Here is a 26,765-nt window from a genome sequence, read left to right on the forward strand (position 1 = left end):
AAAGTCTATGATTCTTGTTATTGACGTGGGGAACACGAATATCGCCTTGGGTGTCTTTAAGAAAGCAGAATTAAAGTATCATTGGAAGGTGTCAACCGAGAGAAATAAGACAGTGGATGAGTATGGTATTTTAGTCAAAAGCCTGTTTAAAGATGTGGACCTTCCTGTGGAGGAAATTGAGGGTGTCATTATGGCCTCCGTTGTTCCTCCCCTCATGTACACAATTGAAAGTATGTGTTTAAAATATTTTCAACATAAGCCGATGGTGATTGGACCTGGTGTCAAAACGGGAATGAATATTAAGGCAGAGAATCCCCGGGAAGTAGGGGCCGACCGTATCGTGAATGCAGTCTCCGCCATTCATTATTATGGTGCACCGTTAATCGTGGTCGACTTTGGAACGGCGACTACCTTCTGCTATATTGATCCGAACGGACAATGGGCAGGAGGGTCCATTGCCCCGGGAATAAAAATATCCACAGAGGCCCTTTTCAACCGAGCGGCTAAGCTTCCTCGAATTGAGATTACACGCCCAACCAGTGTTTTAGGTCGTAATACGATCGTCGCGATGCAAGCGGGCATTTATTACGGTTTTGTAGGACAAGTCAATGAAATTGTACGCAGAATGAAGGGGGAATCCGGGGTGAGCCCTAAGGTTGTGGCTACAGGTGGAATGGCTGAATTATTCAAGCACGAAACGGATTCCATTGATATTGTGGATCCATTCCTCACGCTAAATGGGCTTATGCTCATCTATGAACGAAACAGAAAAGAAAGGTAGGAGAACCTCTTGAAAGATTATTTAGTTCGGGCCATTTCTCGTAATGGAAAGGTGAGAGCCTTTGCCATTAGATCTACGGGAGTTGTGGAAGAAAGCAGAAGAAGATTAGATACATGGCCAGTAGCAAGTGCTGCTCTAGGTCGTTCAATTTCCGCGTCGGCGATGATGGGTGCGATGCTAAAGGGAAATGAGAGGTTAACCGTCATTATTAAGGGTGGCGGCCCGATCGGGCAAATTGTGGTCGATGCTAATGGAAAAGGAGAAGTCCGAGGCTATGTCACGAATCCACATATCCATTTTCCTCTAAATGCGATGGGGAAGCTTGATGTGGCTAAGGCGGTAGGAACAGATGGACAGCTACTCGTTACGAAGGATCTGGGTTTAAAAGAGCCATATAACGGAAGTGTAGAGCTTATTTCCGGGGAATTAGGAGAAGACTTCACTTACTACTTTGCCAAGTCAGAGCAAACGCCTTCGGCAGTGAGTGTTGGTGTCTTAGTCAACCCGGATAACTCAATTAAAGCAGCTGGAGGGTTTATTATTCAGCTTCTGCCAGGATTAAGTGAAGCAGATATTGCAGAGTTAGAAAAGAAGTTAAGTGGGATCCCTCCTGTATCTACCATGGTGGATGAAGGTTTAACTCCGGAAGAGATTCTTTATGCTGTACTAGGTAAAGATGATGTGGAAATTTTAGCAGATCTTGACATTGTGTTCTCTTGCCATTGCTCCGTGGAAAGGATGGAAAATGCCCTTATCAGCTTAGGAGCGGAAGAAATCAAGAGCATTATTGAAGAACAAGGAAAAGCGGAATTGACTTGTCATTTCTGTAATGAAGTATATCAAGTGGATCAACCTGAACTAGAGAGACTCATGAAGCTGGCAAAAAAATAGAGGAGTAGACGGAATGAGGAATATTAGAGTTCTGTGGGGAATCATAGGCAGTCTGCTTCTCCTGCTCGGTGTCTTAGGGTGGAACTACAATTCCCTCATCGGAGCAAAGAAGATCGCCCAAGTGGCGAACGAGTCCATAACGGAAAGTGATTGGACAGATGAATTAAAGCGGATCTACGGTAAACTGGTCTTAGAGAAGATGATTGATCGACGGGTGGTACTCCTTCAAGCGGAACAAAATGGTGTCACAGTTACTGATCAAGAGATTGATTCGGAGTTGAAAAAATTACAAGATCGCTACGTTAGTTCAGAAAGCTTCTTCGGAGCCATTCGCAAGGATATGGGTTTGGCTCCTGAAGAATTAAAGGAAGAGCTTCGCCATTATCTATTACTAGAGAAGCTTGCTACACTTGATATTGAAGTTAGTGATCAGGAATTATTCCGTCATTATGAAGAAAATCGGGCGAATTATAATCAACCTCCCTTGGGTAGAATTTCAGCCATCTATTTAGGGGACAAGAATGAAGCAGAACAGGTCATAGCTGAATTACATAAGGGAGCAGACTTCCAAACTTTGGCCAAGGAACGATCAGGGGAAATCTATTCGGCTGCGAGCGGTGGTGACTTAGGTTGGGTTTCTTTACTAGGGGGAGATGTAGACCAAGAAATCGTGGATGCTGCATTATCCATGAAGGAAGACCAAGTAAGTGAGCCTATTGCAATCGAGAAAGGGTATGTTGTCATCAAGCTCCATAAGAAAAGAGAGGCTGTCACCCGCACGTTTGATGATGTAAAGGATGAAATTAAACGTGAGTTAGCTCTAAATCAAGCGGGATCACTGGAGAATGTGTTGGAAAAGCTGAGGAAGGGCATGGATGTACAAATTTTCCAGAAAAACTAAAAGAGATTGACAAAACAGAATACCGCTATTATAATTTCTATAAAACCTACTAAATTACTTGGTATTGGAGGAAGAGCGGATGAAAGTGGCCAATTCTATTGTAGACTTGATCGGAAATACTCCTCTTGTGAAGTTGAATCGTGTCGGTAATCCAGATCATGCAGATATCTACTTGAAGTTAGAATTCTTTAATCCTGGAAGCAGTGTAAAGGACCGTATTGCTCTAGCTATGATTGAAGCCGCTGAGCAGGATGGGAAGCTAAAGCCTGGTACGACGATCATTGAGCCTACTAGCGGAAATACAGGAATCGGTTTAGCGATGGTTGCCGCAGCTAAGGGATATAAGGCTATTCTAGTTATGCCAGAAACAATGAGCTTAGAGCGCCGCAACCTATTGCGTGCTTATGGTGCTGAGCTCGTATTGACTCCTGGACCTGAGGGTATGGGTGGAGCGATCCGTAAAGCAACGGAATTAGCAAATGAGAATTCGAACTATTTCATGCCTCAACAGTTCGAGAACCCTGCCAATCCGAAGATTCACCGTGAAACAACGGGGAAAGAGCTATTGGCACAAGCGGAAGAATTGGGTGGAATCGACGCCTTTGTTTCTGGAATCGGTACAGGTGGTACGATTACGGGAGCAGGACAAGTGTTAAAAGAAAAGTATCCTAACATTGAGATCGTAGCGGTTGAACCAGCCGCTTCCCCTGTTCTATCCGGTGGAAAGCCTGGCCCCCATAAGATCCAAGGGATTGGTGCTGGATTCGTGCCAAGCATCTTGAACACGGAGATTTATGATCAAATCATCGCAGTAGAGAATGAGGATGCCTTCGAAACGTCCCGTCGAGTTGCAAGAGAAGAAGGAATCCTTGGAGGGATTTCCTCTGGAGCGGCTATTTTCGCTGCTATGAAGGTAGCAGAAAAGCTGGGTAAAGGAAAGAAAGTTGTAGCCGTTATTCCAAGTAACGGAGAAAGATACTTGAGCACGCCTTTATATCAATTTGAAGAGTAGTCGTTTTTTTGATGAGCTGCCTAACTAGCTGTTGGGTGGCTTTTCTTTTTGGATTTTATAATTGGGAAGGGATTATGTTAAAATAAGCCTAGCATAAGTTGGATATAGGAGTGACTATATGATCGGGATTTCGAAAGAGGATTATCAAGATTATATCAATCGAGGCTTTAATGTGATTCCATTGATCGCCAAATGGGATCACGCACCAGATTTAGCGGAGATATATGAGCTTTTCTGCCCGGACCCTGAGACGGGTGGATTATTAGAAAGCGGACGGGCAGGTAAGTACTCTTATGTGGCATTCACCCCTGTTGCGGAAGTGGTAACTCATCGTGCTGGGACGGATCCGCTAATTACTCTAGAAAAGTTAATGGCCCAATGGAAGTCACCGCGTATAGTGCAAGGTCCAGACTGGCAGGGAGGAGCGCTTGGCTTTCTCTCTTATGATCTCGTACAGCACTTAGAGAAAATGCCCGATCATGCTCATGATGATCTGCTGCTCCCTAATCTCATGTTTACGGTTTATCGAGACTGTATTGCTATCGATCATCAAGAGAAGGCCTGTTACCTCATAACAAATGTGATTGTGGATCAAGAAGATGATGATGAGCAAGGGAATAACCGTTTGCAAATGATGATGGATAAGATCCTGACTTTGAAGGCTCCAATGGACAAGCCTGCCAAGGTTGAACTTACAGAAAGTAGTCTTCAGGTCGATCCTTCCTTCTCGAAGGAACAGTTTGAGCAAGCGGTTCTAAAGGTACAAGAATACATTCGGTCTGGGGACGTATTCCAAGTTAATCTTTCCGTAAGACAGGATTTTCCTTTAACAACTACGCCTTGGGAGGTATATAAGACCTTAAGAAGGATTAATCCTTCCCCTTATATGGCTTATCTTCATTATCCTGATTATCAGGTGGTCTCGGCGTCTCCTGAGCTTCTGATTAAACTGCAAGGGTCTAAGCTAAGCACGAGGCCGATTGCGGGAACAAGACCTCGCGGGAAAGACCGGGAAGAAGATTTGAGATTGGCCAACGAATTGATTGAGAATGAGAAAGAGCGAGCTGAACACATTATGCTAGTGGACTTGGAGCGTAATGATTTAGGACGAGTATGCAAGTATGGTACGGTTCAGGTTACGGATCTTATGGTCATTGAAGAATACTCTCATGTGATGCATATCGTATCCCATGTAGAGGGTGAACTGGCTGAAGGAAAAACAGCCTATGATGCGATAGGAGCCTGTTTCCCGGGAGGTACCATTACAGGGGCTCCGAAGATCCGCACGATGGAGATTATTGAGGAATTAGAACCAGTAAAGCGTGGATTGTACACGGGTTCCATCGGTTGGATTGGTTTTAATGGGGACTTAGAGTTGAATATCGTGATTCGCACCCTTGTGGCCAAAAATGGATGGGGACATGTACAGGCTGGAGCGGGAATAGTTATTGACTCTAAGCCTGAAGCGGAGTATTATGAATCATTAAAGAAGGCAGAAGCCGTTCTTAAAGCCGTACAATTAAGCCAAGAACAGAACAAGTTGAGCAGAGTTTAGAGAGGAGAGATAAGTCATGATACTGATGATTGATAACTATGATTCGTTTACCTATAATTTGGTGCAGTTCTTAGGTGAACTAGGTGAGGAATTACAGGTGCATCGCAATGATAAGATTACCTTAGAACAAATCGAGGCATTGAATCCGGATCATATTGTGATTTCGCCTGGTCCATGTTCACCGAACGAAGCAGGGATTAGTCTGCAAGTGATTGAAAAGTTTTCAGGCATGATTCCCATTCTAGGAGTCTGTCTAGGCCATCAATCCATTGCCCAAGCCTTCGGAGGAAAGGTAATACGGTCTGAGCGATTGATGCATGGGAAATCGTCGCCGGTCTATCATGATGGCAAGACGATCTTCGAGGGAATTCCTTCCCCGTATACGGCAACTCGTTATCATTCTCTCATTGTAGAGAAAGAATCACTCCCAGAATGTCTAGAGATATCCGCTTGGACAGAGGAAGGCGAGATTATGGGTCTGCGTCACAAGAGCCTCTTAGTAGAGGGTGTGCAGTTTCACCCTGAGTCCATCATCACGGATTATGGCAAGGAGCTTTTAAGAAACTTTATAGAGATCAAACAAGTAGGTTTGAAATAGATGAAAGTGTTTTTGAATGGAAAGGTTCTAACTGAAGAGGAAGCCGTGATATCTGTTTTTGATCACGGTTTTCTTTATGGCTATGGTTTATTTGAGACGTTGCGTTCCTACAGTGGAAGGATTTTTCTCTTTCAAGATCATTATGAGCGATTGAGGATAGCGGCGCAAGATTATCAAATACATATGAATAAAACCCTGCTACAGTTGCAGAATGATATATACCAAACGATGGAAGCTAACGGACTCCAGGATGCCTATATCAGGATCACGCTAAGTGGTGGCCCAGAAGGATTGGGACTTCACGGAGAGGAGCATCATTCGCCTACTTGGTTAATCATGACTAAACCATTAGGCTCTTGGCCTGCTGCGAAAAGTCTAGTAAGCTTAAATATAAAACGTTCCACTCCAGAAGGGACAAGACGTGCGAAGTCTATGTCCTTTGCAAATAACATGTTAGCGAAGAAGGAGCTCGTGCAACGAAAGGAAGGCTCAGCTGAAGGAATCTTTTTCAATAACCAGGGCTTTATTGTCGAAGGTACAGTCAGTAACATCTTCTTTGTTAAAAATAATTGCTTGTACACTCCTCATGTTGAAACGGGCTTGTTAGCTGGTGTAACACGTCAGTTTATTTTTCGTCTAGCTAAAGAGAATCAGATTCCATATGAAGAAGGCTTCTATACCATAGAAGACCTGCTTGAAGCGGATGAGATTTTTATTACCAACTCTATTCAACAAATCATTCCAGTTAAAGAAGTGGATCATCAGCCTGTTTCTCTCGTCATGGGGCCACTTACATCCTTCTTTATGCAGAAATATGAGCAAGAGGTCGATAAGTTAGGAGCTGATACCTGATGAACATAACCGAAAGTCCCACTCGGATTCCTCGCTTAGGGGAAAAAACGCTAATAATGGGAATTGTGAATACCACACCGGACTCTTTTTCCGATGGGGGAAGATACAATACGGTAGAGCAAGCTGTGACTCATGCGAAGAAATTGGTTGGAGATGGAGCAGACATACTGGACATTGGTGGGGAATCGACACGACCAGGGTCTGCAAGTGTTAGTCTTGAAGAAGAATTACAGCGTGTCATTCCTGTTATTAAGGCGATAAGAAATGAGATTAAAGAAATTCCGATCTCTATCGATACATATAAAGCTGAGGTGGCTCAGCAAGCAATCCTTGCGGGGGCAGACATCATCAACGATATTTGGGGAGCTAAGGCTGACCCTCGTATGGCGAACGTTGCAGCAGAATATCAAGTACCAATAATTCTTATGCATAATAGACAAAATAAAAATTATCATCACTTGATCAATGACATGAAAGCAGACCTTTTGGAGAGTATCGACATTTGTAAACAGGCAGGAGTACAAGATGATGCGATATGGATTGATCCGGGCATCGGATTTGCCAAAACATATGAACATAATCTCGAGGTCATGGCCAAGCTAGAACAGTTTGTTGCTATGGGATATCCTGTACTGCTCGGTACTTCTAGAAAATCTTTTATCGGATTGGCTTTAGACCTACCGGTTGAAGAGCGATTAGAAGGGACTCTTGCCACGGTTTGCTACGGCGTTCAGAAAGGCTGCCAAGTGATTCGTGTACACGATGTAAAAGAAACGGTTAGAGCATGTGAGATGATGGATAAAATGATGTATTGGGAGGGAGCAAACCATGGATAAAATTTATTTTAACGGGATGGAGTTCTACGGATACCATGGCGTGTTTCCGGAGGAAAACAAGCTAGGACAGCGGTATATTGTAGATATTGAGCTTTATCTTGATCTTAGTAGAGCAGCACAAACCGATGACTTAGAACATACCATCAATTATGCACAAGTATATGAGCTATGTAAGAACATTGTAGAGAATGAAACATTTCAATTAGTGGAAAAGGTAGCTCAACAAATTGCTGAAAGATCTTTACAGCAATTTCATCTATTAGATGAATTGATGGTACGAGTGACCAAACCTGATCCTCCGATCGCGGGTCATTATGATTCCGTCGCTGTTGAAATTAGAAGAGGACGATAGAGTATGGTTCCTTTTTATTTATCCCTGGGTTCAAATCTAGGGGACCGTCTAAATTACTTATCAAAAGCCATATTGGCTCTTAAGAAACAATCGTCTGTTATATTGGAGTCGTATTCGAGTATCTACGAAACCGATCCTGTTGGTTATACGGATCAGCCAGCCTTCTTAAATATGGTCGTAGGGGGGAAGACAGGTCTGTCCCCCCATGAGTTGTTGCATATGATCTTGGATTTGGAACGCCAATTAGGCAGAAAGCGGGATATACGTTACGGCCCTCGAACCATCGATTTGGATATTTTAGTTTTTGGAACCGCTAAGTTGAAGGAAGAGGAATTAGAAGTCCCTCATCCAAGAATGGCTGATCGGGCATTTGTCATGATCCCATTAGCTGAGATTGCACCAGACTTTCCTATTCCTATACTGTCAAATGAAAAAACAACACCGGTGGAGCTATTAGAGAAGGTTACAGATAAGAGTGGTGTGAGAAAATGGAAGAACATCGATTGGGCAACAGAATTCGAGCTTTTCGAAAACTAAAGGGATATACCCAACAAGAGTTTGCGGAAAAAATGGGTGTTTCTGTAGCTCTTCTTGGCTCGGTGGAGCGAGGCATGAAGGAGCCTTCCGAGATGATGATGAAGCGGATTGGTGAACTCTTAGGAATTGAGCTAAGTGAACTTCTGGCCGCTCCGAAAATAGACCATAAAGAGGGATCTTAAAATGAATAAGTTGAAAATCGGAAACATTGAAATGAAAAACAATGTCGTACTCGCTCCGATGGCAGGAGTCTGCAACCCAGCCTTCCGGCTTATCGCCAAGGAGTTCGGTACAGGACTAGTCTGCGCGGAAATGGTAAGCGATAAAGCAGTGATTCATGGGAATGAGAGAACCATGAAGATGCTTTTCGTAGATGAGCAAGAAAAGCCGTTAAGCCTGCAAATCTTCGGGGGTGAAAAAGAAAGCCTAGTAGCCGCCGCAAAATATGTAGATAAGCATACGAATGCCGATATTATTGATATTAACATGGGCTGTCCTGTGCCTAAGGTGGTCAGCTGTGAAGCAGGGGCCAAGTGGTTGCTTGATCCGAATAAAATCGAGGAAATGGTCTCAGCTGTGGTCGAAGCAGTAGATAAACCGGTTACCGTGAAGATGCGTATTGGTTGGGATGAGGATCACATTTATGCCGTGCAAAATGCTCAAGCAGTGGAGAGAGCAGGAGGACAAGCGGTTGCTGTTCATGGCCGAACTCGTGTTCAGATGTATGAAGGGAAAGCGAATTGGGACATTATTGGAGATGTGAAGAAAAATGTTAAGATTCCCGTTATCGGGAATGGAGACGTGGTCACACCCGAAGATGCCAAGCGCATGCTCGACATAACGGGATGCGATGGTGTGATGATCGGACGTGGTGCTCTAGGAAACCCTTGGATGCTTTATCGTACCGTACATTATCTTCAAACAGGCGAATTGCTCCCTGAGCCAGGTGCGAAGGAGAAGATTGAGATCTGTTTGCTGCACGCGGATCGCCTAATCGATCTTAAAGGCGAGAAGATAGCTATTCAAGAAATGAGAAAGCATGCCGCCTGGTATCTTAAGGGCCTAAAAAATTCCGCCCTTGTTCGCCAGAAGATTAACGAGCAAGAAACAAGGGAAGGATTGAGTAAGCTACTTCTTTCTTATGTGGAACAAGTGGAATGTGAACAAGAAAAAGAGGAAGTTGTTCACTAAAGATATTTGACAAGGAATACTAATTCCCATATAATACCTATGATATACAACCCTAAATGGGCTTGTAGTGGGATATAAGCCTCTCACTTCGTAATAAGCTTGATGCCTTAACTCAGGGCTATAAGCATATTTAGTTCGTTTTTGCATATAATTGACCATATTTCGGTTCAATAAAAATAGCATCGGGGGGAATAAAACATGTCTGAAAAAGAGGTATTTCTGACGCCGGAAGGTTTAAAGAACTTAGAGGAAGAGCTTGAGCATCTGAAATCGGTAAAACGCCGTGAAGTTGCCGAAAGAATTAAGGAAGCAATTAGCTATGGAGATCTAAGCGAGAACTCTGAGTATGAAGAATCAAAGAATGAACAGGCGTTTATTGAAGGACGCATTATAACCCTAGAGAAGATGCTTCGTAATGCCCGAGTGATCAGCCAGGAAGATCTAGATCAAGGGGTAGTGAACGTTGGTACTACTGTAAAGCTGAAGGATCTAGAATACGGTGACGTTGTAGACTACACGATCGTTGGTTCTGCAGAATCCGATCCAGCTAATAACAAGATCTCGAATGAATCCCCTGTTGGCCAAGCGCTTCTAGGGAAGTCTAAGGGTGCTGTCGTTGATGTACAAGTACCTGCGGGTGTAATTCAGTACGAGATATTAGACATTAAGTTAAAGTAATCACTTAAGAGTAAGGGATGATCGAGGGAGTTGATTTGCTGTGTCCCAAGAAGAATTAAATGAATTGCTGCAGGTACGCCGGGATAAATTGAACCAGCTTCGCGAGATGGGGATTGACCCTTTCGGGAAGAAATTTATTCGAACTCATTCGGCGGAAGACATTCTTAAGGAATACGGTGACCTGAGCAAAGAGGAACTAGATGAAAAAGAAGTAGAAGTAACGATCGCTGGAAGAATCATGGCCAAAAGGGGACAAGGAAAGGCAAGCTTCTCCCACATCCAAGATCGCACAGGAAGAATTCAAATCTACGTTCGTGAAGATCAAGTAGGAGAGGAATCCTACAAGATTTTTGATATGTGCAGTATTGGAGATATTATTGGCCTTAAGGGAAATATCTTCAAGACAAATAAAGGGGAAACCACGGTGAAGGCGAAGGAGTTTACCCTTCTGACGAAATCCCTTCGACCTTTACCGGAGAAGTTCCATGGTCTTCGTGATATCGAGACGAGATATCGTAAGAGATACTTGGATTTGATCATGAGTCCCGAGTCCTTGAATACCTTCATCACTCGAAGCAAGATCTTACAATCGATGAGGAGATACTTGGATTCTAGAGGGTACTTAGAGGTTGAAACTCCAACCATGCACTCGATCCCGGGTGGTGCTGCGGCACGCCCATTCATCACGCATCATAATGCGTTGGATATGAAGCTATATATGAGAATCGCGACAGAGCTTCACCTGAAGCGACTCATCGTTGGCGGATTAGAGAAAGTGTATGAGATTGGACGTATCTTCCGTAACGAAGGAATCTCTACTCGTCATAACCCGGAGTTTACTTCCATTGAGCTTTACGAAGCTTATGCGGACTTTGAAGATATCATGAAGCTGACAGAAGAGATGACAGCTCATATTGCGCAAGAGGTACTCGGTACAACTAAGGTTACTTACCAAGGACAAGCTATCGATCTCACTCCATCTTGGAAGAGAGTTCATATCGTGGACGCGGTTAAGGAAGTGACGGGTGCTGACTTCTGGCCACAGATGACAGATGATGAAGCAAGAGCTCTAGCTGAACAGCATGGTGTACACGTGAAGCCGGGTATGAAGTTTGGCCATATCGTCAATGAATTCTTCGAGCAGAAGGTAGAAGAAACACTAATCCAGCCGACCTTTATCTACGGTCACCCGGTTGATGTTTCCCCACTCGCGAAGAAGAATGATGAGGACCCAAGATTCACCGATCGCTTCGAATTGTTTATTGTTGCACGTGAACATGCTAATGCCTTCACGGAGTTGAACGATCCAATCGATCAGCGTGAACGCTTTGAAGCTCAGTTGACGGAACGTGAAGCAGGTAATGATGAAGCCCATATGATGGACGACGACTTTATCGAGTCTCTAGAGTATGGTATGCCTCCAACAGGAGGACTGGGAATCGGAATCGACCGTCTGGTTATGTTGTTAACCGACTCTCCATCGATCCGCGACGTACTACTATTCCCGCTTATGCGTCATCAGCAGCAGGCAGAACACGCAGAAGAAGATACAGAGTAAAAAGGAGCACGGATTCCTGAATGGGGTCCGTGTTTTTTTGATTTTCGTTAATTTGTAGCCTCTTTTTGCTGGGTTTGATGGATTATTGGGATTAATGAACGAGTAAGAGGGCTTAATAAAATGAATAATTGGCTGGAAAGGGCACTATTTTTTGAAAAAAGAGCGTATTTTTTACTGGTCGGTAGATGAAGTCGTTTAGTAGGGAGACTTGAAGCTCTCTTTGTGGGAGCGAAACTCACGAATTTTTTGGAATACTCACGTATTCCTCTGCTTTTGTCACGAAAATGGCCATCAAACTCACAAAGCTGAATGGACTACAAATAAGAGTAGCAAAATACTCACGAAACCTGGACTAAAGCTCACGAGGCTGAAATGACTCCAATTAACACTTTCTCTGAGTAGCTATATCCCTATCGTACCACTGCAAACTCACGAAAACAGAGAGCATAGTCACAAACAATAGTTACATGGTCACGAACCGGTAATCATTACAAATAGTTTCACAACAGTTCTAAAACCCCCAGCTTGTCACTACATATGAAGAGAGAGCGAACTTTTAATGGGGGTACTATAGCGATGAAAACCTGGTTGAAACCTCTCTGCTTGGCTTTGATGACGATTATTCTAGGGACAGGATGTAATGCAAAGGATGCCAGTACGACGCCACCTATAGAGTCGCCAACGGAATTGCCTTCGGCGGAACAGCCAGCAATCCAAGAAAAAGAGAATTTTACGTTTGCTGTATCTGGGCAGTTTAAGCCATTCAACTTTGAGCAGCAGGATGGCAGCCTGACAGGTTTTGATGTGGAGTTGGGAGAGGAGCTTGCCCGCAGACTGGATATGAATCCTATAGTGGTTAAAGAGCCTCAGGCGAGTCTGCTAGAAGGACTGCAGCAACAACAGTATGATGCAGTCATTAGTAGTTTATCCATTACGACGAAGCGCGCAGAGAGGTTCTCTTTCACGAAGCCGTACTATGTTTCTGGTGCTCAGGTATTTATTAAAAACGATAATGACAAAATAACTACACTGGAAGATCTAACAGATAAAAAGATAGGCGCAGTGGACGGAACCGCCTATCATACACTAGCCAAGAACTACAGCAAAAAGATCGCCAATCATGCGGATTATAAGACGATGTTACAGGAACTAGTGGATGGTAAAACCGATGCGATTATCATGGATCGGATGATGGGCATCATCACAATGAAGGAGAATAAGGCCCCATTGAAGCCTGTAGGAGAGTTTCTGTACAAAGATGAAATAGGAATCGCTGTTGCGAAGGACCGTGCAGACTTACTAGACCTTATCGAATCAGCCTTAGATGAAATGATCAAAGATGGTACCTATGAACAGATCAGTATGAAATGGTTTGGAGTAGATATTTCTAGGTAACATAAATAACATAAGTTACTTTAATGGCCACTTTATCATGTTTAGGATGAAGTGGTTTTACATTTTCCTTGGAAAACTATTGTGGAGACCAAAAAGATCAAAAAAAACAATATGGCCATAAGATTGTTTAAAGTAAGATGGGAAAATAAAATAAAGTCAGAAATGAAAACGGTTTTATCAAAACCTGCACATTTCAGCTGGAGGTAAGTTACAGATGATTCAAGGACAAGCCTATGGCTGGTTTGTAATTTCGATATCGGTGCTGATGTTCCTATTAGGCTGTTCTCCGAGAGCCATCGATTATGATCAGGTAGGGCCGAATGACAAGCTTATTATCCGCTTTTCCCATGTAACGGGAGAGGAAACGCCAAAAGGCCTAGCGGCAAAACGGTTTAAGGAGCTAGTCGAAGCCAAGAGCGGAGGCAAGATCGAGGTTCAGGTTTTTCCTAACTCAACGTTGTACTCAGATAAAGAAGAGTTGAGTGCGTTGAAAAGGGGGGACATACAGATAATTGCTCCGGCCATTTCTAAGGTATCATCGGTTGTTCCGGAAGCGCTATTATTTGATCTTCCTTATCTATTTCATGATCAAGATGATGTTTGGAAATTGGCAGATGGACCGGTGGGAGATGAAATCAATATCCTGCTGGAGAAGCAAGGATACAAGATGTTGGCTGTTTGGGATAATGGATTCAAGCAGATTACGAACAACAAGCATCCAATTCATCATCCCGATGATTTTAAAGATTTAAGCTTTCGTATTATGCCAAGTCGAGTGTTAGCCAGACAGTTTGACTCTGTCGGGGCGACCAGTCTGGTTCTTCCGTTCAATGAGTTGTATCAAGCACTAGAACGGGGTCAGGTTGACGGTGAAGAAAATACGGTATCCAATATTTACAGCAAGAAGCTATATGTTACTCAGAAATATATGACGAAAAGTGATCATGGCTATTTAGGATACTTTGTATTAACACAAAAAGAGTTCTGGGAAAGCATTCCACAGGAATCCAGAGTGATTCTAGAGGAAGTGCTAGCAGATGTAACGGAGTGGGAGAGAAATCTAGCATTAGAAATAGATAAAACAGAGTATGCCTATTTGAAAGAGAGAAAGAACCTTGAGCTTTATGAATTGACGGAAGAGGAGAAGAAACAGTGGAGATCTGCCTTCTATCCTACCTATGAATGGTTCGTCTCACAGATTCATGATGATCTCATCAAGGTTTATATTAAAGAGATCTTTGAAGAGGACTTTGCCTCTAAAGATAAATAAAAATACAAGAAAATGGGGGATTTATCAAATGAAAAAGTTAGCATCTGCCTTTTTAGCTAGTGCATTAGCAGTTTCTCTTGTAGGTTGTGGAGGCGGCGGACAATCGCAACCAACAGCAGAACAACCAAGCGGAGAGCAAAAGCCTGCAGCTGAGGCTTCAAAAGAGGAAATTGTTATTAAGTTTTCTCACGTAACGGCTCCTGAAAGTGTTAAGGGTAAAGCGGCACAAAAGTTTGCTGATCTAGTAGCAGAAAAGACAGGTGGACAAGTAAAAGTTGAAGTATACCCTTCTTCTCAGCTTTATGGTGATAAAGATGAATTGGACGCTCTAGTAGCTGGAAACGTACAAATGATCGCTCCATCTGTAACGAAGATGGTAAAGCTAGACCCGCGCTGGCAATATGTTGATATGCCTTTCTTGTTTAAGGATCGTGACCATGCAGTGAAGTTTTTCGAAAGTGATGTAGCAAAGAGCTTGCTTGAGGGTGATGCGCTAGTTTCTAATGATATCTTAGGATTAGTGTTCTGGGAAAACGGATTCAAGAACTTCACAAACAACAAGAAGGCTCTTGTAACGCCTGCTGATTTCAACGGATTAAAGTTCCGATCTCAAGCAGGTAAGGTGCTAGAAGCTCAGTTTAAAGCAGTTGGAGCAGGTTCTGCAACGATTCCATTCGGTGAAACCTATGCAGCCCTTCAACAAGGAACGGTTGATGGACAAGAAAATACTTTTGACAACATGAGTACTCAAAAGTACCAAGAAGTACAAAAGTACTTGACTGTATCCAATCATGGACGTCTTGATTATGCGATCTTCGTAAACAAGCCATTCTGGGAAGGAATGCCTGCTGACGTACGTGCGAAGGTAGAAGAAGCACTACAGGAAGCTACCACTTATGAGTTAGAGCTAGCGGAAGGCCAAAACCAAAAGGCATACGAAGAGCTAAAAGCATCCGGAAAGCTTGAAGTAACCGAGTTGACAGATGAACAGCGTGCTGAGCTAGAAAAATCTTTCGCTAAGGTTTATGAAGAGTTCTCAGCTACGATCACTCCTGAGTTAATCGACGGAATTAAAAATCTTAAATAAGACGAAATAAGGAGAGCCGGGCACTAACTTTGCTTAGTGCCTGTTCTTAATTAGAAAAAAAGAGAGAGGGGAATACAAGAATGCCGCGTTGGAGAAAAGCTTGGGATCTATTTGAAGACATTACTGCGGGAACGTTTTTTTCTATAGGAATTGCCCTCATCTTCTACGGTGTACTTATGCGTTATGCTTTTAACGAGCCGAAGGCATGGGTGGAGGAAATTGCCAACTACACGATAGTATGGGGAGCCTTATTAGGAGTGCCAATTGCATTAAGGAATAATCATCACATTCAAGTTGACATGCTTTACGAGAAGTTTTCTAAACCGATGAAAAAGATTACAGATATCTTCGCTAATGCTATGGGAATTGTTTTCTGCCTTTTTTATACGTACTACGGATGTTTATTAGTAGCTAAGCGATTTGGTTCGGGCATGGTTTCCATGGACGTAGGAATTCCTATGTGGATTGTTTATCTCATCTTGCCAATCTCAGGCTTCCTATTTTTACTTCGCTTTATTGATAGACTTGTAGGTGTATTACAGGGAAAGGAGGATAAACATGACCCTCATCTTGTTTAGTATTTTTATTGTCATGATGCTATTGCGCGTGCCAATTGCAATCAGCTTGGCGCTAGCGACGATAGCAGTCCTCATGCAAGAAAACTTCAATATGAACATGGTACCACAAAGGATGTTTTCCGCTCTTGACTCATTTCCACTCATGGCTATTCCTGGCTTTGTTTTGGCAGGGGTTCTCCTTGCTCGAGGAGGAATTTCGAAGTACCTCATTGAAGCCTTACGGACTTGGGTTGGACATCTTCCAGGGGGACTATCGGTTGTAACCATATTGGCTTGTATGATCTTCGCGGCGATTTCAGGGTCCAGTCCTGCTACCGCAGCAGCGATTGGTTCAATCATGATCCCGGCCATGGTGAGTGCAGGGTATGATAAGAAGTATTCCATGGGGTTGGTTGCGGCAGCGGGAACACTAGGAATCCTGATTCCTCCAAGCATTCCTCTTATCATCTATGGAATTACGGCAGAAGAATCTATTGGTAAGCTATTTATGGCTGGTATTATCCCAGGGGTATTACTAGGTAGCATATTAATCGTCTCTGCTATCTTCTATGCAAAGAAAAATGGCTATGGTAAGGCCGAGAAGGCAACGAATGAAGAGCGTGTGAAAGCTTCTGTGAAGGCACTATGGGGAGCATTTCTGCCAATCCTTATCTTGGGGAGTATCTACACAGGGGTAGCAACACCTACAGAATCTGCTGTTATTGCAGTAGCTTATGCAATTATCGTTTCCACTATTATCTATCGTGAAATGGGCTTAAAGGACCTTCGTCCGATTCTTGTTGAGTCCATTAACATCACTTCGATGATCTTTTTGATTATTGCGGCTGCCAGCTTGTTCGGGCTATATCTGACCAATGCTCAAGTTCCACATCACGTGGGAGCATGGATCGCCGAGAGCAATATGAATAAGTGGACTTTCTTCATCATTATTAACATCTTGTTCTTCATCATGGGTACTTTCTTAGAAGCCGTATCCATTATCTTGATTACATTGCCTATCATCCTGCCGATCATCAAGCATCTAGGCATTGATCCTATACACTTTGCTATTGTTATGACGGTGAACATGGAATTGGCGATGATCACGCCACCAGTTGGGCTGAACTTGTTCGTTGTGGCAGGGATTGCGAAGGAGAAGCTTGGGGCCGTCGTAAAAGGAGTAATACCGTTTATCGTGTTGTTCATCATCGTACTCGCTCTCCTCGTCCTCTTCCCGCAGATTTCCCTGTGGTTGCCGCAGATGATGCAGTAGGGTAGAGAATCAAAAGAGAGAAACTAAAAAACGAAAGAATAAGGGAAGTTTTTCCCTCTATATCACTAAAAAGGGCTCTTACCGGTTCTTTTTAGCCAAATAGGGGAAATTCTTCCCTTTTTTCATTTCACATGATATCGATTAATCGGCCTTCCTACTGAGCCGTACTGAATCTCGAGTTTGACCTTTCCTGCCTTCGCTAGAAAATCTAGATATCTTCTTGCAGTCACACGGGCTAGTCCTACACCTTCCGCCACTTCTTCTGCAGACAGAGGATGAGATTGCTTAAGTAAAAAGAGCAGTATTTGTTTAAGAGTGATTTCGTTCAAGCCTTTTGGGAGGGCATCAGCATCTCCCACTACTTGGTTGCTTGAGTCTCTTTCTTGAGCTACTAGTTTCATAGCGGACAGGTGACGATCGATCTCCTCCTGATCCAATAAATCCTTGGTTAAGGTTTTACGCAGGGTGCGGTAGGATTCTAGAGCATTCTTAAAACGCTCGAATTTAAAAGGCTTCATAATATAGTCAATCGCACCGTAACGAAAAACCTTCTGTACCGTTTCCGAATCCCTCGCTGCGGTCACGAGAATGACGTCAATAGGGTCATTTCTCTTTCGAATCTCAGCTAAGGTCTGTAGTCCATCCATGTCTGGAAGGAAGATATCGAGGATGACTAGTTGAGGTTGGACCACAGTCATCAATTCCAGCGCCTCCGTACCAGAACGGGCCAGGCCAACGATGTCAAAGCCTCCTGTAGCTTCTACGAACCCTTTATTCACTTCCATTACCATCGGATCATCTTCTACAATCATCGTTCTAATTTTCTCTTCCATGGTCCATTTCCTCCTCCCGATCAGGGTTCATGGGAACGGCAATCTCAAAACGAGTTCCGAACGACGGGTCGGACATTAAGTCCAGGGTCCCTTCGGCATTAATCACGTATTGATGAATAAGAGCTAGTCCAATCCCCCGGTTCTTATCTTTATTGGCTTTTGTCGAGAATCCCTGGATATAGATCAATTCTCGTATCTCATCTGGAATCCCCGGTCCATTATCTTCCACTATAATGTTCAGGACTTCATAATCATTGCGGATATAACAGTAGATCTTCCGCTTGCCAAGCTCTTGTCCCTGAAGCGCTTCCATCGCGTTCTGCAACAAATTCCCGATAACGGCAACCATCACACTTGAATCCCATGGTTTAGGGATGGCGGTAAGGCTGCTATTGCGATCAATATGAAGATCAATTCCTAGTTCTCTAGCGCGACTTACCTTACCAAGCAATAAACCGGAGATGCTGTAATCAGCTATCTGATTCGTTAGGAAGGCGGCTAGTTCTTCTTGTTGCTCTGTTGTATCGAAGATATAGGTTAGAGCCTGTTCGGTCTTGCCCAGTTGAATTAACCCTGCAATCGTGTGCAGCTTATTCATATACTCATGATTCTGAACACGAAGGGCTTCAATGAACTGTTTAACCCCCGTGAGTTCTTCCGCTAGATTAAAGACAGTTGTTTTATCTTGAAAGGTGGCCACCGCTCCAACGATTTTCCCTTTTATCCGAATGGGAAGGACGCTGATCATAATTCGAGTTTGTCCTAGCATTCGGTCTTGATTATATTGTGGAATCCCAGTCTTCACCACATCCGCAAGCTGAGTCTCAGGGACAACGTCATGAATCTTTTTCCCGACTACGGGATAATCGAGGCCTAAGATTTCGCAAGCTTTAGGGTTGGCAATCGTAATCCGGTGATTCGTATCAATCGCAATAATGCCATCTCCAATCGATTGAAAGACAGCAATTCGTTCCTCTAACAGCCTCGCTATTTCGTTTGGCTCCATGTTGAACATTTGCTTCTTGATATTATAAGCTAGGAGAAACGCCCCAATAAAACCGATAAAAAGCGCAACAAAGAGGGAAAAATAAAGATCGTTCCGGTATTCCTCGAGAAGCTTCAGATAGGTGGGTGTCACCATACCAACGACAACGACACCTACTTGTTTAGACCCTCGCATGAGCGGAACGAAGGCTCGGATAGAAGGGCCGTTGACACCTACGGCTCGGGAAATATAAGCATGTTCGGCAAACGCAGGCCCTTCATCGCCGCCTTCAAAAACGGTTCCAATCATCTCCGGGATAGGATGGGAATATCTGACTCGATCCATATCCATGACCACAATGTATTCTACATTCGTGGCTAAGCGAATTTTGTCTGCAATCGGCTGGATGATTTGGGGGCCCACTGGGGTGCCGATATAGTTAGTTACTTCATCTACTTGAGAAACGGTTCGGGCGATGGATAGCGCGCGTTGTCCTAATTCCTTCTCAATGGCGGTATACACCTTTTCAATTAACATCGTTCCACTTATACCTGTTGATAACAGCACCAAGCAGAAGACCAGGACACCGATCTTAAAGCGGAGACTGAAAGTTGTGTTCGTTTTTGCTCTCATCTTTTCTCCTGCTAATTGAGTTATGCTAATTGTTAACAGTATAGCATATTGAGGTTGTTTTTAGGATAAGCCATATAAGAACAAATCAAATCGAAGGAGGAAATAAAGTTGAGTAAAATCTCTTTTGCAGCGATTTTTGATATGGATGGAACCCTGTTGAAAACGGAAGAGGTAGCTGTTCCTGCCTTTAAAAAAACATTTGAAAAGCTGACCGAAGAAGGCTCCTTTCGTGACAAAATTCCAACGGATCAAGAAATTACTGATGTATTTGGCATGACCTTAGAAGAAATTTGGAATAAACTTTTGCCAGGTCAGTCTGAAGAGATAAAGAAAAAAGCAGATCGAATGATGCTGAAGTACGAATTGGAGATATTAAAAGAAGGCAAAACCCATCTCTACTCAGGAGTAAAGGAAACCTTAGAAAAGCTGAAAGAAAAGAATATCCCCTTGTTTGTAGCAAGTAATGGATTAGATGAATACATAAGAGCGGTTTGCGAGTGCTTTGAAATGACGGAGTTGTTTCAGGACTTATACAGTGCGGGAAGATTCCAAACGGAAAGCAAAGATGATCTTGTAGCGAAATTGCTGAAGGACCATAACATTGAGGATGCCGTCATGGTGGGGGATCGAAAGTCTGACATCCAAGCGGGTAAAGCAAATAAGCTGTATACGATTGGATGTGCTTTTGGCTTTTCGGCTGATGGAGAGCTTAAGGAAGCGGACAAAATCATTAAGGATTTTGCAGATGTTCTACCTATTGTGGAAGAACGATTAGCAAGGAGCAAAATGGGCTAGAATAGTAAGGAGAATGGTTGCGAAAATGGAGAATTGATAATATAATTATAGTCAAAGAAAGTCAAAGTCAAAAGAATGATGTGCGTTTGAGGGGGGTGGATCTGTGCGTAATATCTCTGACATCATAGAACAACACCTCAAATCCATCTTGCAGCAAAGTCGGAGCGGTATTGTTGAAATCCAACGGAGTGAATTGGCAGACCAATTCCAATGTGTCCCCTCTCAGATCAACTATGTGATTAGTACCCGCTTTTCCATGGAGAAGGGGTATATTGTTGAAAGTAAAAGAGGGGGCGGAGGATATATCCGTATCCGAAAGGTAGAGATAACAGGCAGTAGAAATCTCTATGAGCTGTTGATGGATATGGTTGGGAACAGCATGAGCCAATCCACTGCGGAAAACATCTTGATTCGGCTGGAAGAAGAGGGATTTATAACTCCAAGAGAGGGCCAGATAATGAAAGCTGCGATCTCCCGTGATGTGTTAACCTTTGACCTTCAGATCAGAGATCAGCTGAGAGCGGCAATCATACGGGCCATGATTACTCAGATCTTTATGCATAATGGAGGGGAGTCATCATGATATGTCAGGACTGCGAGCAACGTCCAGCTACACTTCATTTTACTAAGATATTGAATGGTGAGAAGACGGAGTTCCACTTATGCGAAGTTTGTGCAGCAGAGAAAGGAGAGATGTTCCCAGGCTCTCCAGGGAATTTTTCGATCCATCACCTTTTGTCCGGGTTAATTAACTTCGAGCAAGGGAAATCGGTTGGGGGATTAAGCACAGAGAAGCCTTTACGTTGTGAAACGTGTGGATTAACTTATTCCCAGTTCAGCAAGAGTGGGCGATTTGGTTGTGTTGACTGCTATTCTAGTTTCGGAGCTAAGCTTGATCCTGTTTTTCGACGAATTCATGGCAGTATGGAACATAGCGGAAAAGTTCCTCGTCGCTCAGGAGGAAAAATCAGGATCAATAAGGAAATTAATGAGTTAAAGGTTTTACTTCAAGAAAAGGTTGCAGCTGAGGAATTTGAACAAGCGGCAGCCATTCGGGATCAAATTAAAAAATTGGAAAAGCAGCTTGCTAATTCCTAAGGTAAGGGGGAAGCATCGATGTCTTTGCAGCGTTTCCTTGAAAAAGCAGTCAGCGAGTGGATGAGTGGAGAGGGTCCCGACTCCGATATCGTCATTAGCAGTCGGGTTCGCCTAGCAAGAAACTTGCGCCTTCATCCCTTTCCTATGCTTGCTACAGAAAGTCAAGCCAAAGAAATTATCGGGCAAGTTTCACAAGTCATGAATACAGAAGAATTTCAGAATCTAGATCAGTTTGAGACGTTATATTTAAACGACATCTCTGGTCTAGAAAAGAGAGTCTTGGTCGAAAAGCACTTAATAAGTCCGCATCTTGCCAATGAATCTCGCCATGGCGCCGTCATCCTTAGTGAAAATGAAGCGGTTAGCATTATGGTAAATGAAGAAGATCATCTTCGTATTCAATGCCTCTTTCCTGGTTTTCAGTTAAAGGAAGCCTGGAACATCTCTAACCAGATTGATGATGTATTTGAGTCGTATTTAGACTTTGCTTTTGATGAGCGAAGAGGTTATCTCACAAGTTGTCCGACGAACGTAGGAACAGGCATTCGGGCCTCCGTTATGATGCATCTGCCAGCCTTGGTTCTGACGCAACAGATTAACCGAATTCTAGCTGCTATTGGACAGATCGGATTGGTCGTTAGGGGGATTTATGGAGAAGGCAGCGAAGCGGCAGGCAACCTATTTCAAATCTCGAATCAAATTACCTTAGGTCATTCTGAGGAAGAAATCATTGATAATCTGTATAATGTAGCTAATCAGATTATTGACCATGAGCGAGCAGCGCGGAAAACCTTGCTCGAACATAACAAGATTGAAGTGGAAGACAAATTATGTCGATCCTATGGAATCTTGTCCAATGCCAGAGTCATCGAATCGAAGGAAGCGGCAACTCGGCTCTCTGATTTGCGCCTTGCGATTGATACAGGTTTGATTCAAGGGATCTCGCCTAAGGTCATTAATGAATTAATGGTATTAATTCAGCCAGGTTTTTTGCAGTTGTATTCCGGGAAGGATCTTACACCTGAACAACGGGATGTGAGAAGAGCGAAGCTCATTCGAGAGAGATTGTTATCCGTCGTGGACCAGTAAGGAATAAAGTACACTTAGAGGAGAATGGAGGGTATATACTATGATGTTCGGTCGATTTACGGAGAGGGCACAAAAGGTCCTGGCTTTAGCCCAGGAGGAAGCAGTTCGTTTAGGTCATAAAAATATTGGGACAGAACATATTCTACTTGGCTTGATTCGTGAGGGAGAGGGAATTGCAGCAAAGGCACTGCAAGCTTTAGGATTAGGTCTTGATAAGATCCAAGGGGAAGTCGAGACACTCATCGGCCGCGGTGGAGAACATCCGAGCAACATCAATTATACCCCTCGGGCCAAGAAAGTGATTGAGCTATCCATGGACGAAGCCAGGAAGCTTGGCCATACTTACGTAGGTACGGAGCACATTCTACTTGGTTTAATTCGCGAAGGAGAAGGCGTGGCTGCTCGCGTGCTAAATAATTTAGGTGTAAGTTTAAATAAAGCAAGACAACAAGTGCTTCAGTTGCTAGGAAGCAATGAGGCCCTGTCTTCAAGCAATCAAGGCACAGGGAATGCAGCCATCAATACTCCGACTTTGGACAGTTTAGCTCGTGATTTAACGGTTCAAGCAAGAGATGGTGGTTTGGATCCTGTTATCGGAAGAGAAAAGGAAATCGAACGTGTAATTCAAGTCTTAAGTCGCCGTACAAAGAATAATCCCGTTCTCATCGGTGAACCAGGCGTTGGGAAAACCGCAATTGCTGAAGGTTTAGCTCAGAAGATTGTTCAAAATGAAATCCCAGAAACGCTACGCAATAAGCGTGTAATGACTCTTGATATGGGTACCGTAGTTGCAGGGACGAAGTACCGTGGGGAATTTGAAGATCGCTTGAAGAAGATCATGGATGAGATCCGTCAAGCTGGTAACATCATTCTATTCATTGATGAGCTTCATACCTTGATCGGAGCTGGAGGAGCAGAAGGAGCCATTGATGCTTCCAACATTCTGAAGCCATCTCTCGCGCGTGGTGAACTGCAGTGCATCGGAGCTACTACGTTAGATGAATATAGAAAGTATATTGAAAAAGATGCAGCACTTGAACGTCGCTTCCAGCCGATTCAAGTCAATGAACCAAGTGCAGATGAAGCCATTCAAATCTTAAAGGGACTTCGCGATCGCTATGAAGCGCACCATCGTGTAAAGATTACAGATGAATCGATCGAAGCAGCCGTAAAGCTCTCCGACCGCTATATCTCTGACCGTTTCCTTCCGGATAAGGCGATAGACTTGATCGATGAAGCTGCTTCTAAAGTTCGCCTTCAATCCTTTACGGTTCCACCAAACCTCAAGGAGTTAGAGCAACGACTAGAAGAGGTAAGAAAAGAAAAAGATTCTGCGGTGCAAAGCCAAGAATTCGAAAAAGCCGCATCGCTTCGAGATAAGGAACAAAAAATCCGCGAGGAACTCGATCAAACGAAGGCTCAGTGGCAAGAAAAGCAAGGCCAATCGGATTATGAAGTAACTCCTGAAGATATTGCGCAAGTCGTAGCGGGATGGACGGGAATCCCGGTTATCAAACTGAAGGAAGAGGAAACAGAGAGATTGCTTAATATGGAAAAGATTCTTCATCAGCGTGTTATTGGGCAGGAGGATGCTGTTAAGTCGATCTCCCGTGCTATCCGTCGTGCGCGCGCTGGTCTGAAGGATCCTAAGCGTCCTATCGGCTCCTTTATTTTCCTTGGTCCTACAGGTGTAGGTAAAACCGAATTAGCTCGTGCTCTAGCTGAAGTCATGTTCGGTGATGAAGATGCGATTATTCGTATTGATATGTCTGAGTACATGGAGAAGCATTCAACTTCTCGATTAGTTGGTGCCCCTCCGGGATATGTAGGTTTTGAAGAGGGTGGCCAGCTGACAGAAAAAGTAAGACGCAAGCCTTATTCTGTCGTCTTACTTGATGAGATTGAGAAAGCACACCCGGATGTATTCAATATTCTCCTTCAAGTCTTAGAAGACGGAAGATTAACGGACTCTAAAGGAAGAACGGTTGACTTCCGCAATACCGTCATCATTATGACATCTAACGTCGGTGCAGAAACAATTAAGAAGGGTAAGAGTCTTGGATTCACGCCTGCAAACAATGATCGTGAATACACCGATATGAAAGATCGTGTAATGGATGAATTGAAGCGTACATTCCGTCCGGAATTCTTAAACCGTATTGACGAACTGATTGTCTTCCATTCTCTGGAGCAGGTGCATATTTCGGAGATTGCTACGCTTATGGCGGGGCATCTTCGTAAGCGTCTCATGGAGCAAAATATCGACTTTATCTTAACCGATGAAGCGAAGGCTTATTTAGCCAAGGAAGGCTTTGATCCGGTGTTTGGGGCAAGACCACTGCGCAGAGCGATTCAACGCCATATCGAAGATCGCTTATCTGAGGAATTATTACTTGGAAATATTCAGAAGGGAGATACCGTCATTATTGATTTAAAGGATGGTAAACTGACGGTTGACCGTGACGAACAAAGCGTAGTAAGTTAATAGATCTGTTGAACAAGAGGAGGGCTAGAACAGCCCTCTTTTTTTTGTGTTTCCTTTGCGATATGCGCGATATGGGAGGAATTTGTACACGAAATAGCGAAAAGTAATAAGTTATACTGATAATAAACGTAAAGTTGGGGAGTAAGCGAATGGCAAAATTAAAAACCAAGTTTGTTTGCCAGCAATGTGGATACGAGACCCCCAAGTGGATGGGAAAGTGTCCGGGGTGCGAAAGCTGGAACACTTTAGTGGAAGAATTAGAAGAACAGAAGAAGAATACAGGGCATCAGCATCGTTCAGTTTCGTCTAAAGATAATGTGGCGTTATCTATAAAAGAAATTCAAAGTGAGCAAGAGCCGCGTTTAGATGCGGGAATGGCGGAATTGAACCGTGTGTTAGGCGGAGGCATCGTTCCAGGGTCCCTTATTTTAGTAGGGGGAGATCCGGGAATCGGAAAATCCACAATTCTTTTACAAATGTCTCATTTTCTAGCTCAGAGTAAGCATAAGGTACTATATATATCCGGTGAAGAATCGACCAAGCAGACAAAGCTGCGTGCGGAAAGATTAGGGGCAGATAGCGATGAGCTCTTCGTTCTTTCCGAAACGGATCTAGAGCGTATTGAATGGCAGGTGGGCGAAATTGAGCCTAAAGTAGTCGTCATTGACTCCATTCAAACGGTCTATCATCCAGCCGTTACGTCAGCACCAGGCAGTGTTTCTCAGGTTAGGGAATGTACCTCTCATTTAATGCGCCTGGGTAAATCAAAGGATATAGCCATTGTTATAGTAGGTCATGTAACGAAGCAAGGGGATTTGGCTGGACCAAGATTGCTTGAGCACATGGTGGATTCCGTTCTCTATTTTGAGGGAGAGAGGCATAATACCTATCGGATTCTTCGTTCTGTTAAGAATCGGTTTGGTTCCACCCATGAGATTGGCATCTTTGAAATGCTAGAAAAGGGTCTACAGGAGGTCTCGAATCCCTCTGAGCTCTTCTTGTCCGAGCGAAGTAAGGCTGCAGGTTCGGCTGTGGTGGCCAGTATGGAAGGCACTCGCCCTGTTCTAGTGGAGCTTCAGGCATTGGTCACTCCAACCAGCTTTCCATCGCCTCGAAGGATGGCAACGGGAGTAGATTATAACCGAGTCGCCTTAATTATGGCCGTCCTTGAGAAGCGAGTAGGAATGCTTATGCAGAATCAGGATGCCTACGTTAATGTAGCGGGAGGCATCCGATTAGATGAACCTGCTATAGATTTGGCCATTGCGGTAAGTCTAGCTTCTTCCTTCCGGGACTTAGCCACTCAGCCTGATGACGTCATTATAGGTGAGGTAGGTCTTACAGGAGAAGTGCGCGGCGTATCGAGGATGGAACAGCGAGTGAAGGAAGCGGCCAAACTCGGGTTTAAGCGAGTCATTATGCCTGAGAAGAATTTGGCAGGATGGCAGCCACCACGCGGGATAGAGCTAATACCTGTAAGAACAGTAGAAGAAGCACTAAGGGAAGCGATAGGGAGGTAGAGC

At 43.8% G+C, this 26,765-nt stretch carries 27 protein-coding genes; 25 read left to right on the forward strand and 2 right to left on the reverse strand.

All coding sequences use genetic code 11. The features are described from left to right. Positions 1–7 precede the first annotated feature (7 nt). From EIZ39_RS09615 to EIZ39_RS09705, 19 genes are all read left to right on the forward strand, one after another. Positions 8–781, forward strand: coding sequence for a type III pantothenate kinase (locus EIZ39_RS09615; protein ID WP_129199729.1), 774 nt, complete (start codon positions 8–10; stop codon positions 779–781). Between the two features lie 9 nt (positions 782–790). Beyond that, complete coding sequence (hslO, locus tag EIZ39_RS09620; protein ID WP_129199730.1) at positions 791–1,672, forward strand: Hsp33 family molecular chaperone HslO; 882 nt, start codon at positions 791–793, stop codon at positions 1,670–1,672. Between the two features lie 13 nt (positions 1,673–1,685). Continuing rightward, positions 1,686–2,573 (forward strand): peptidyl-prolyl cis-trans isomerase, encoded by an 888-nt coding sequence (locus tag EIZ39_RS09625; protein ID WP_129199731.1) that lies wholly within the window; start codon positions 1,686–1,688, stop codon positions 2,571–2,573. A gap of 79 nt (positions 2,574–2,652) precedes the next feature. Next, positions 2,653–3,585 (forward strand): cysteine synthase A, encoded by a 933-nt coding sequence (cysK, locus tag EIZ39_RS09630; RefSeq protein ID WP_129199732.1) that lies wholly within the window; start codon positions 2,653–2,655, stop codon positions 3,583–3,585. Between the two features lie 118 nt (positions 3,586–3,703). Further along, positions 3,704–5,140 carry an aminodeoxychorismate synthase, component I gene (gene pabB, locus EIZ39_RS09635; protein ID WP_129199733.1) on the forward strand — a complete coding sequence of 479 codons (1,437 nt, stop codon included), beginning with the start codon at positions 3,704–3,706 and terminating at the stop codon, positions 5,138–5,140. A 16-nt stretch (positions 5,141–5,156) separates the two neighbouring features. Beyond that, positions 5,157–5,738 (forward strand): aminodeoxychorismate/anthranilate synthase component II, encoded by a 582-nt coding sequence (gene pabA, locus EIZ39_RS09640; RefSeq protein WP_129199734.1) that lies wholly within the window; start codon positions 5,157–5,159, stop codon positions 5,736–5,738. After that, positions 5,739–6,590 carry an aminotransferase class IV gene (locus EIZ39_RS09645; RefSeq protein ID WP_129199735.1) on the forward strand — a complete coding sequence of 284 codons (852 nt, stop codon included), beginning with the start codon at positions 5,739–5,741 and terminating at the stop codon, positions 6,588–6,590. It begins immediately after the preceding gene. Beyond that, the gene (gene folP, locus EIZ39_RS09650; RefSeq protein ID WP_129199736.1) at positions 6,590–7,426 is read left to right on the forward strand and encodes a dihydropteroate synthase; all 837 of its coding nucleotides are present in this window, start codon (positions 6,590–6,592) and stop codon (positions 7,424–7,426) included. The genes EIZ39_RS09645 and folP overlap by 1 nt, the downstream gene beginning before the upstream one ends. Continuing rightward, positions 7,419–7,778: a dihydroneopterin aldolase gene (folB, locus tag EIZ39_RS09655; protein ID WP_129199737.1), complete on the forward strand. Its 360-nt coding sequence runs from the start codon at positions 7,419–7,421 to the stop codon at positions 7,776–7,778. Before folP ends, folB begins: the two co-directional genes overlap by 8 nt. 3 nt (positions 7,779–7,781) lie before the next feature. Continuing rightward, entirely contained in the window at positions 7,782–8,315 is a 534-nt protein-coding gene (gene folK / locus EIZ39_RS09660; RefSeq protein ID WP_129199738.1) for a 2-amino-4-hydroxy-6-hydroxymethyldihydropteridine diphosphokinase, read from the forward strand. Then, complete coding sequence (locus EIZ39_RS09665; protein ID WP_129199739.1) at positions 8,267–8,497, forward strand: helix-turn-helix domain-containing protein; 231 nt, start codon at positions 8,267–8,269, stop codon at positions 8,495–8,497. The genes folK and EIZ39_RS09665 overlap by 49 nt, the downstream gene beginning before the upstream one ends. Before the next feature lies 1 nt (position 8,498). Then, complete coding sequence (gene dusB / locus EIZ39_RS09670) at positions 8,499–9,506, forward strand: tRNA dihydrouridine synthase DusB (RefSeq protein WP_129199740.1); 1,008 nt, start codon at positions 8,499–8,501, stop codon at positions 9,504–9,506. 198 nt (positions 9,507–9,704) lie between these two features. Next, positions 9,705–10,184, forward strand: coding sequence for a transcription elongation factor GreA (gene greA / locus EIZ39_RS09675; RefSeq protein WP_129199741.1), 480 nt, complete (start codon positions 9,705–9,707; stop codon positions 10,182–10,184). Positions 10,185–10,224: 40 nt separating this feature from the next. After that, on the forward strand, positions 10,225–11,742 hold the full coding sequence (gene lysS / locus EIZ39_RS09680; protein WP_129199742.1) for a lysine--tRNA ligase: 1,518 nt from the start codon (positions 10,225–10,227) through the stop codon (positions 11,740–11,742). Positions 11,743–12,318: 576 nt separating this feature from the next. Next, positions 12,319–13,137 (forward strand): transporter substrate-binding domain-containing protein, encoded by an 819-nt coding sequence (locus EIZ39_RS09685; RefSeq protein ID WP_164984991.1) that lies wholly within the window; start codon positions 12,319–12,321, stop codon positions 13,135–13,137. 214 nt (positions 13,138–13,351) lie between these two features. Continuing rightward, a complete protein-coding gene (locus tag EIZ39_RS09690; protein WP_129199744.1) occupies positions 13,352–14,407 on the forward strand; it encodes a DctP family TRAP transporter solute-binding subunit in 1,056 nt (351 codons plus the stop codon). Positions 14,408–14,435: 28 nt separating this feature from the next. Further along, on the forward strand, positions 14,436–15,494 hold the full coding sequence (locus EIZ39_RS09695) for a DctP family TRAP transporter solute-binding subunit (protein WP_129199745.1): 1,059 nt from the start codon (positions 14,436–14,438) through the stop codon (positions 15,492–15,494). Positions 15,495–15,574: 80 nt separating this feature from the next. Continuing rightward, on the forward strand, positions 15,575–16,072 hold the full coding sequence (locus EIZ39_RS09700; protein ID WP_129199746.1) for a TRAP transporter small permease: 498 nt from the start codon (positions 15,575–15,577) through the stop codon (positions 16,070–16,072). Beyond that, positions 16,053–17,324, forward strand: coding sequence for a TRAP transporter large permease (locus EIZ39_RS09705; protein ID WP_129199747.1), 1,272 nt, complete (start codon positions 16,053–16,055; stop codon positions 17,322–17,324). The genes EIZ39_RS09700 and EIZ39_RS09705 overlap by 20 nt, the downstream gene beginning before the upstream one ends. Before the next feature lie 122 nt (positions 17,325–17,446). On the opposite strand, the gene EIZ39_RS09710 is transcribed toward EIZ39_RS09705, so the two are convergent. Further along, positions 17,447–18,157, reverse strand: a complete 711-nt coding sequence (locus tag EIZ39_RS09710; RefSeq protein WP_129199748.1) for a response regulator — start codon at positions 18,155–18,157, stop codon at positions 17,447–17,449. Then, complete coding sequence (locus EIZ39_RS09715; protein WP_129199749.1) at positions 18,141–19,775, reverse strand: ATP-binding protein; 1,635 nt, start codon at positions 19,773–19,775, stop codon at positions 18,141–18,143. Before EIZ39_RS09715 ends, EIZ39_RS09710 begins: the two co-directional genes overlap by 17 nt. A gap of 108 nt (positions 19,776–19,883) precedes the next feature. On the opposite strand from EIZ39_RS09715, the gene EIZ39_RS09720 reads away from it, so the two are divergent. From EIZ39_RS09720 to radA, 6 genes are all read left to right on the forward strand, one after another. Continuing rightward, positions 19,884–20,570: an HAD family hydrolase gene (locus tag EIZ39_RS09720; RefSeq protein ID WP_240675753.1), complete on the forward strand. Its 687-nt coding sequence runs from the start codon at positions 19,884–19,886 to the stop codon at positions 20,568–20,570. Between the two features lie 103 nt (positions 20,571–20,673). Continuing rightward, positions 20,674–21,153, forward strand: a complete 480-nt coding sequence (locus tag EIZ39_RS09725; RefSeq protein WP_129199750.1) for a CtsR family transcriptional regulator — start codon at positions 20,674–20,676, stop codon at positions 21,151–21,153. Next, positions 21,150–21,668 carry a protein-arginine kinase activator protein McsA gene (gene mcsA / locus EIZ39_RS09730; protein ID WP_129199751.1) on the forward strand — a complete coding sequence of 173 codons (519 nt, stop codon included), beginning with the start codon at positions 21,150–21,152 and terminating at the stop codon, positions 21,666–21,668. Before EIZ39_RS09725 ends, mcsA begins: the two co-directional genes overlap by 4 nt. An 18-nt stretch (positions 21,669–21,686) precedes the next feature. Beyond that, a complete protein-coding gene (gene mcsB / locus EIZ39_RS09735) occupies positions 21,687–22,757 on the forward strand; it encodes a protein-arginine kinase McsB (RefSeq protein ID WP_129199752.1) in 1,071 nt (356 codons plus the stop codon). A gap of 40 nt (positions 22,758–22,797) precedes the next feature. Next, positions 22,798–25,242, forward strand: coding sequence for an ATP-dependent protease ATP-binding subunit ClpC (gene clpC / locus EIZ39_RS09740; protein ID WP_129199753.1), 2,445 nt, complete (start codon positions 22,798–22,800; stop codon positions 25,240–25,242). Positions 25,243–25,391: 149 nt separating this feature from the next. Then, positions 25,392–26,762: a DNA repair protein RadA gene (gene radA / locus EIZ39_RS09745; RefSeq protein ID WP_129199754.1), complete on the forward strand. Its 1,371-nt coding sequence runs from the start codon at positions 25,392–25,394 to the stop codon at positions 26,760–26,762. Positions 26,763–26,765 lie beyond the last annotated feature (3 nt).

Source organism: Ammoniphilus sp. CFH 90114, assembly GCF_004123195.1.
In the GTDB taxonomy this organism is placed as follows: Bacteria; Bacillota; Bacilli; order Aneurinibacillales; family RAOX-1; genus YIM-78166.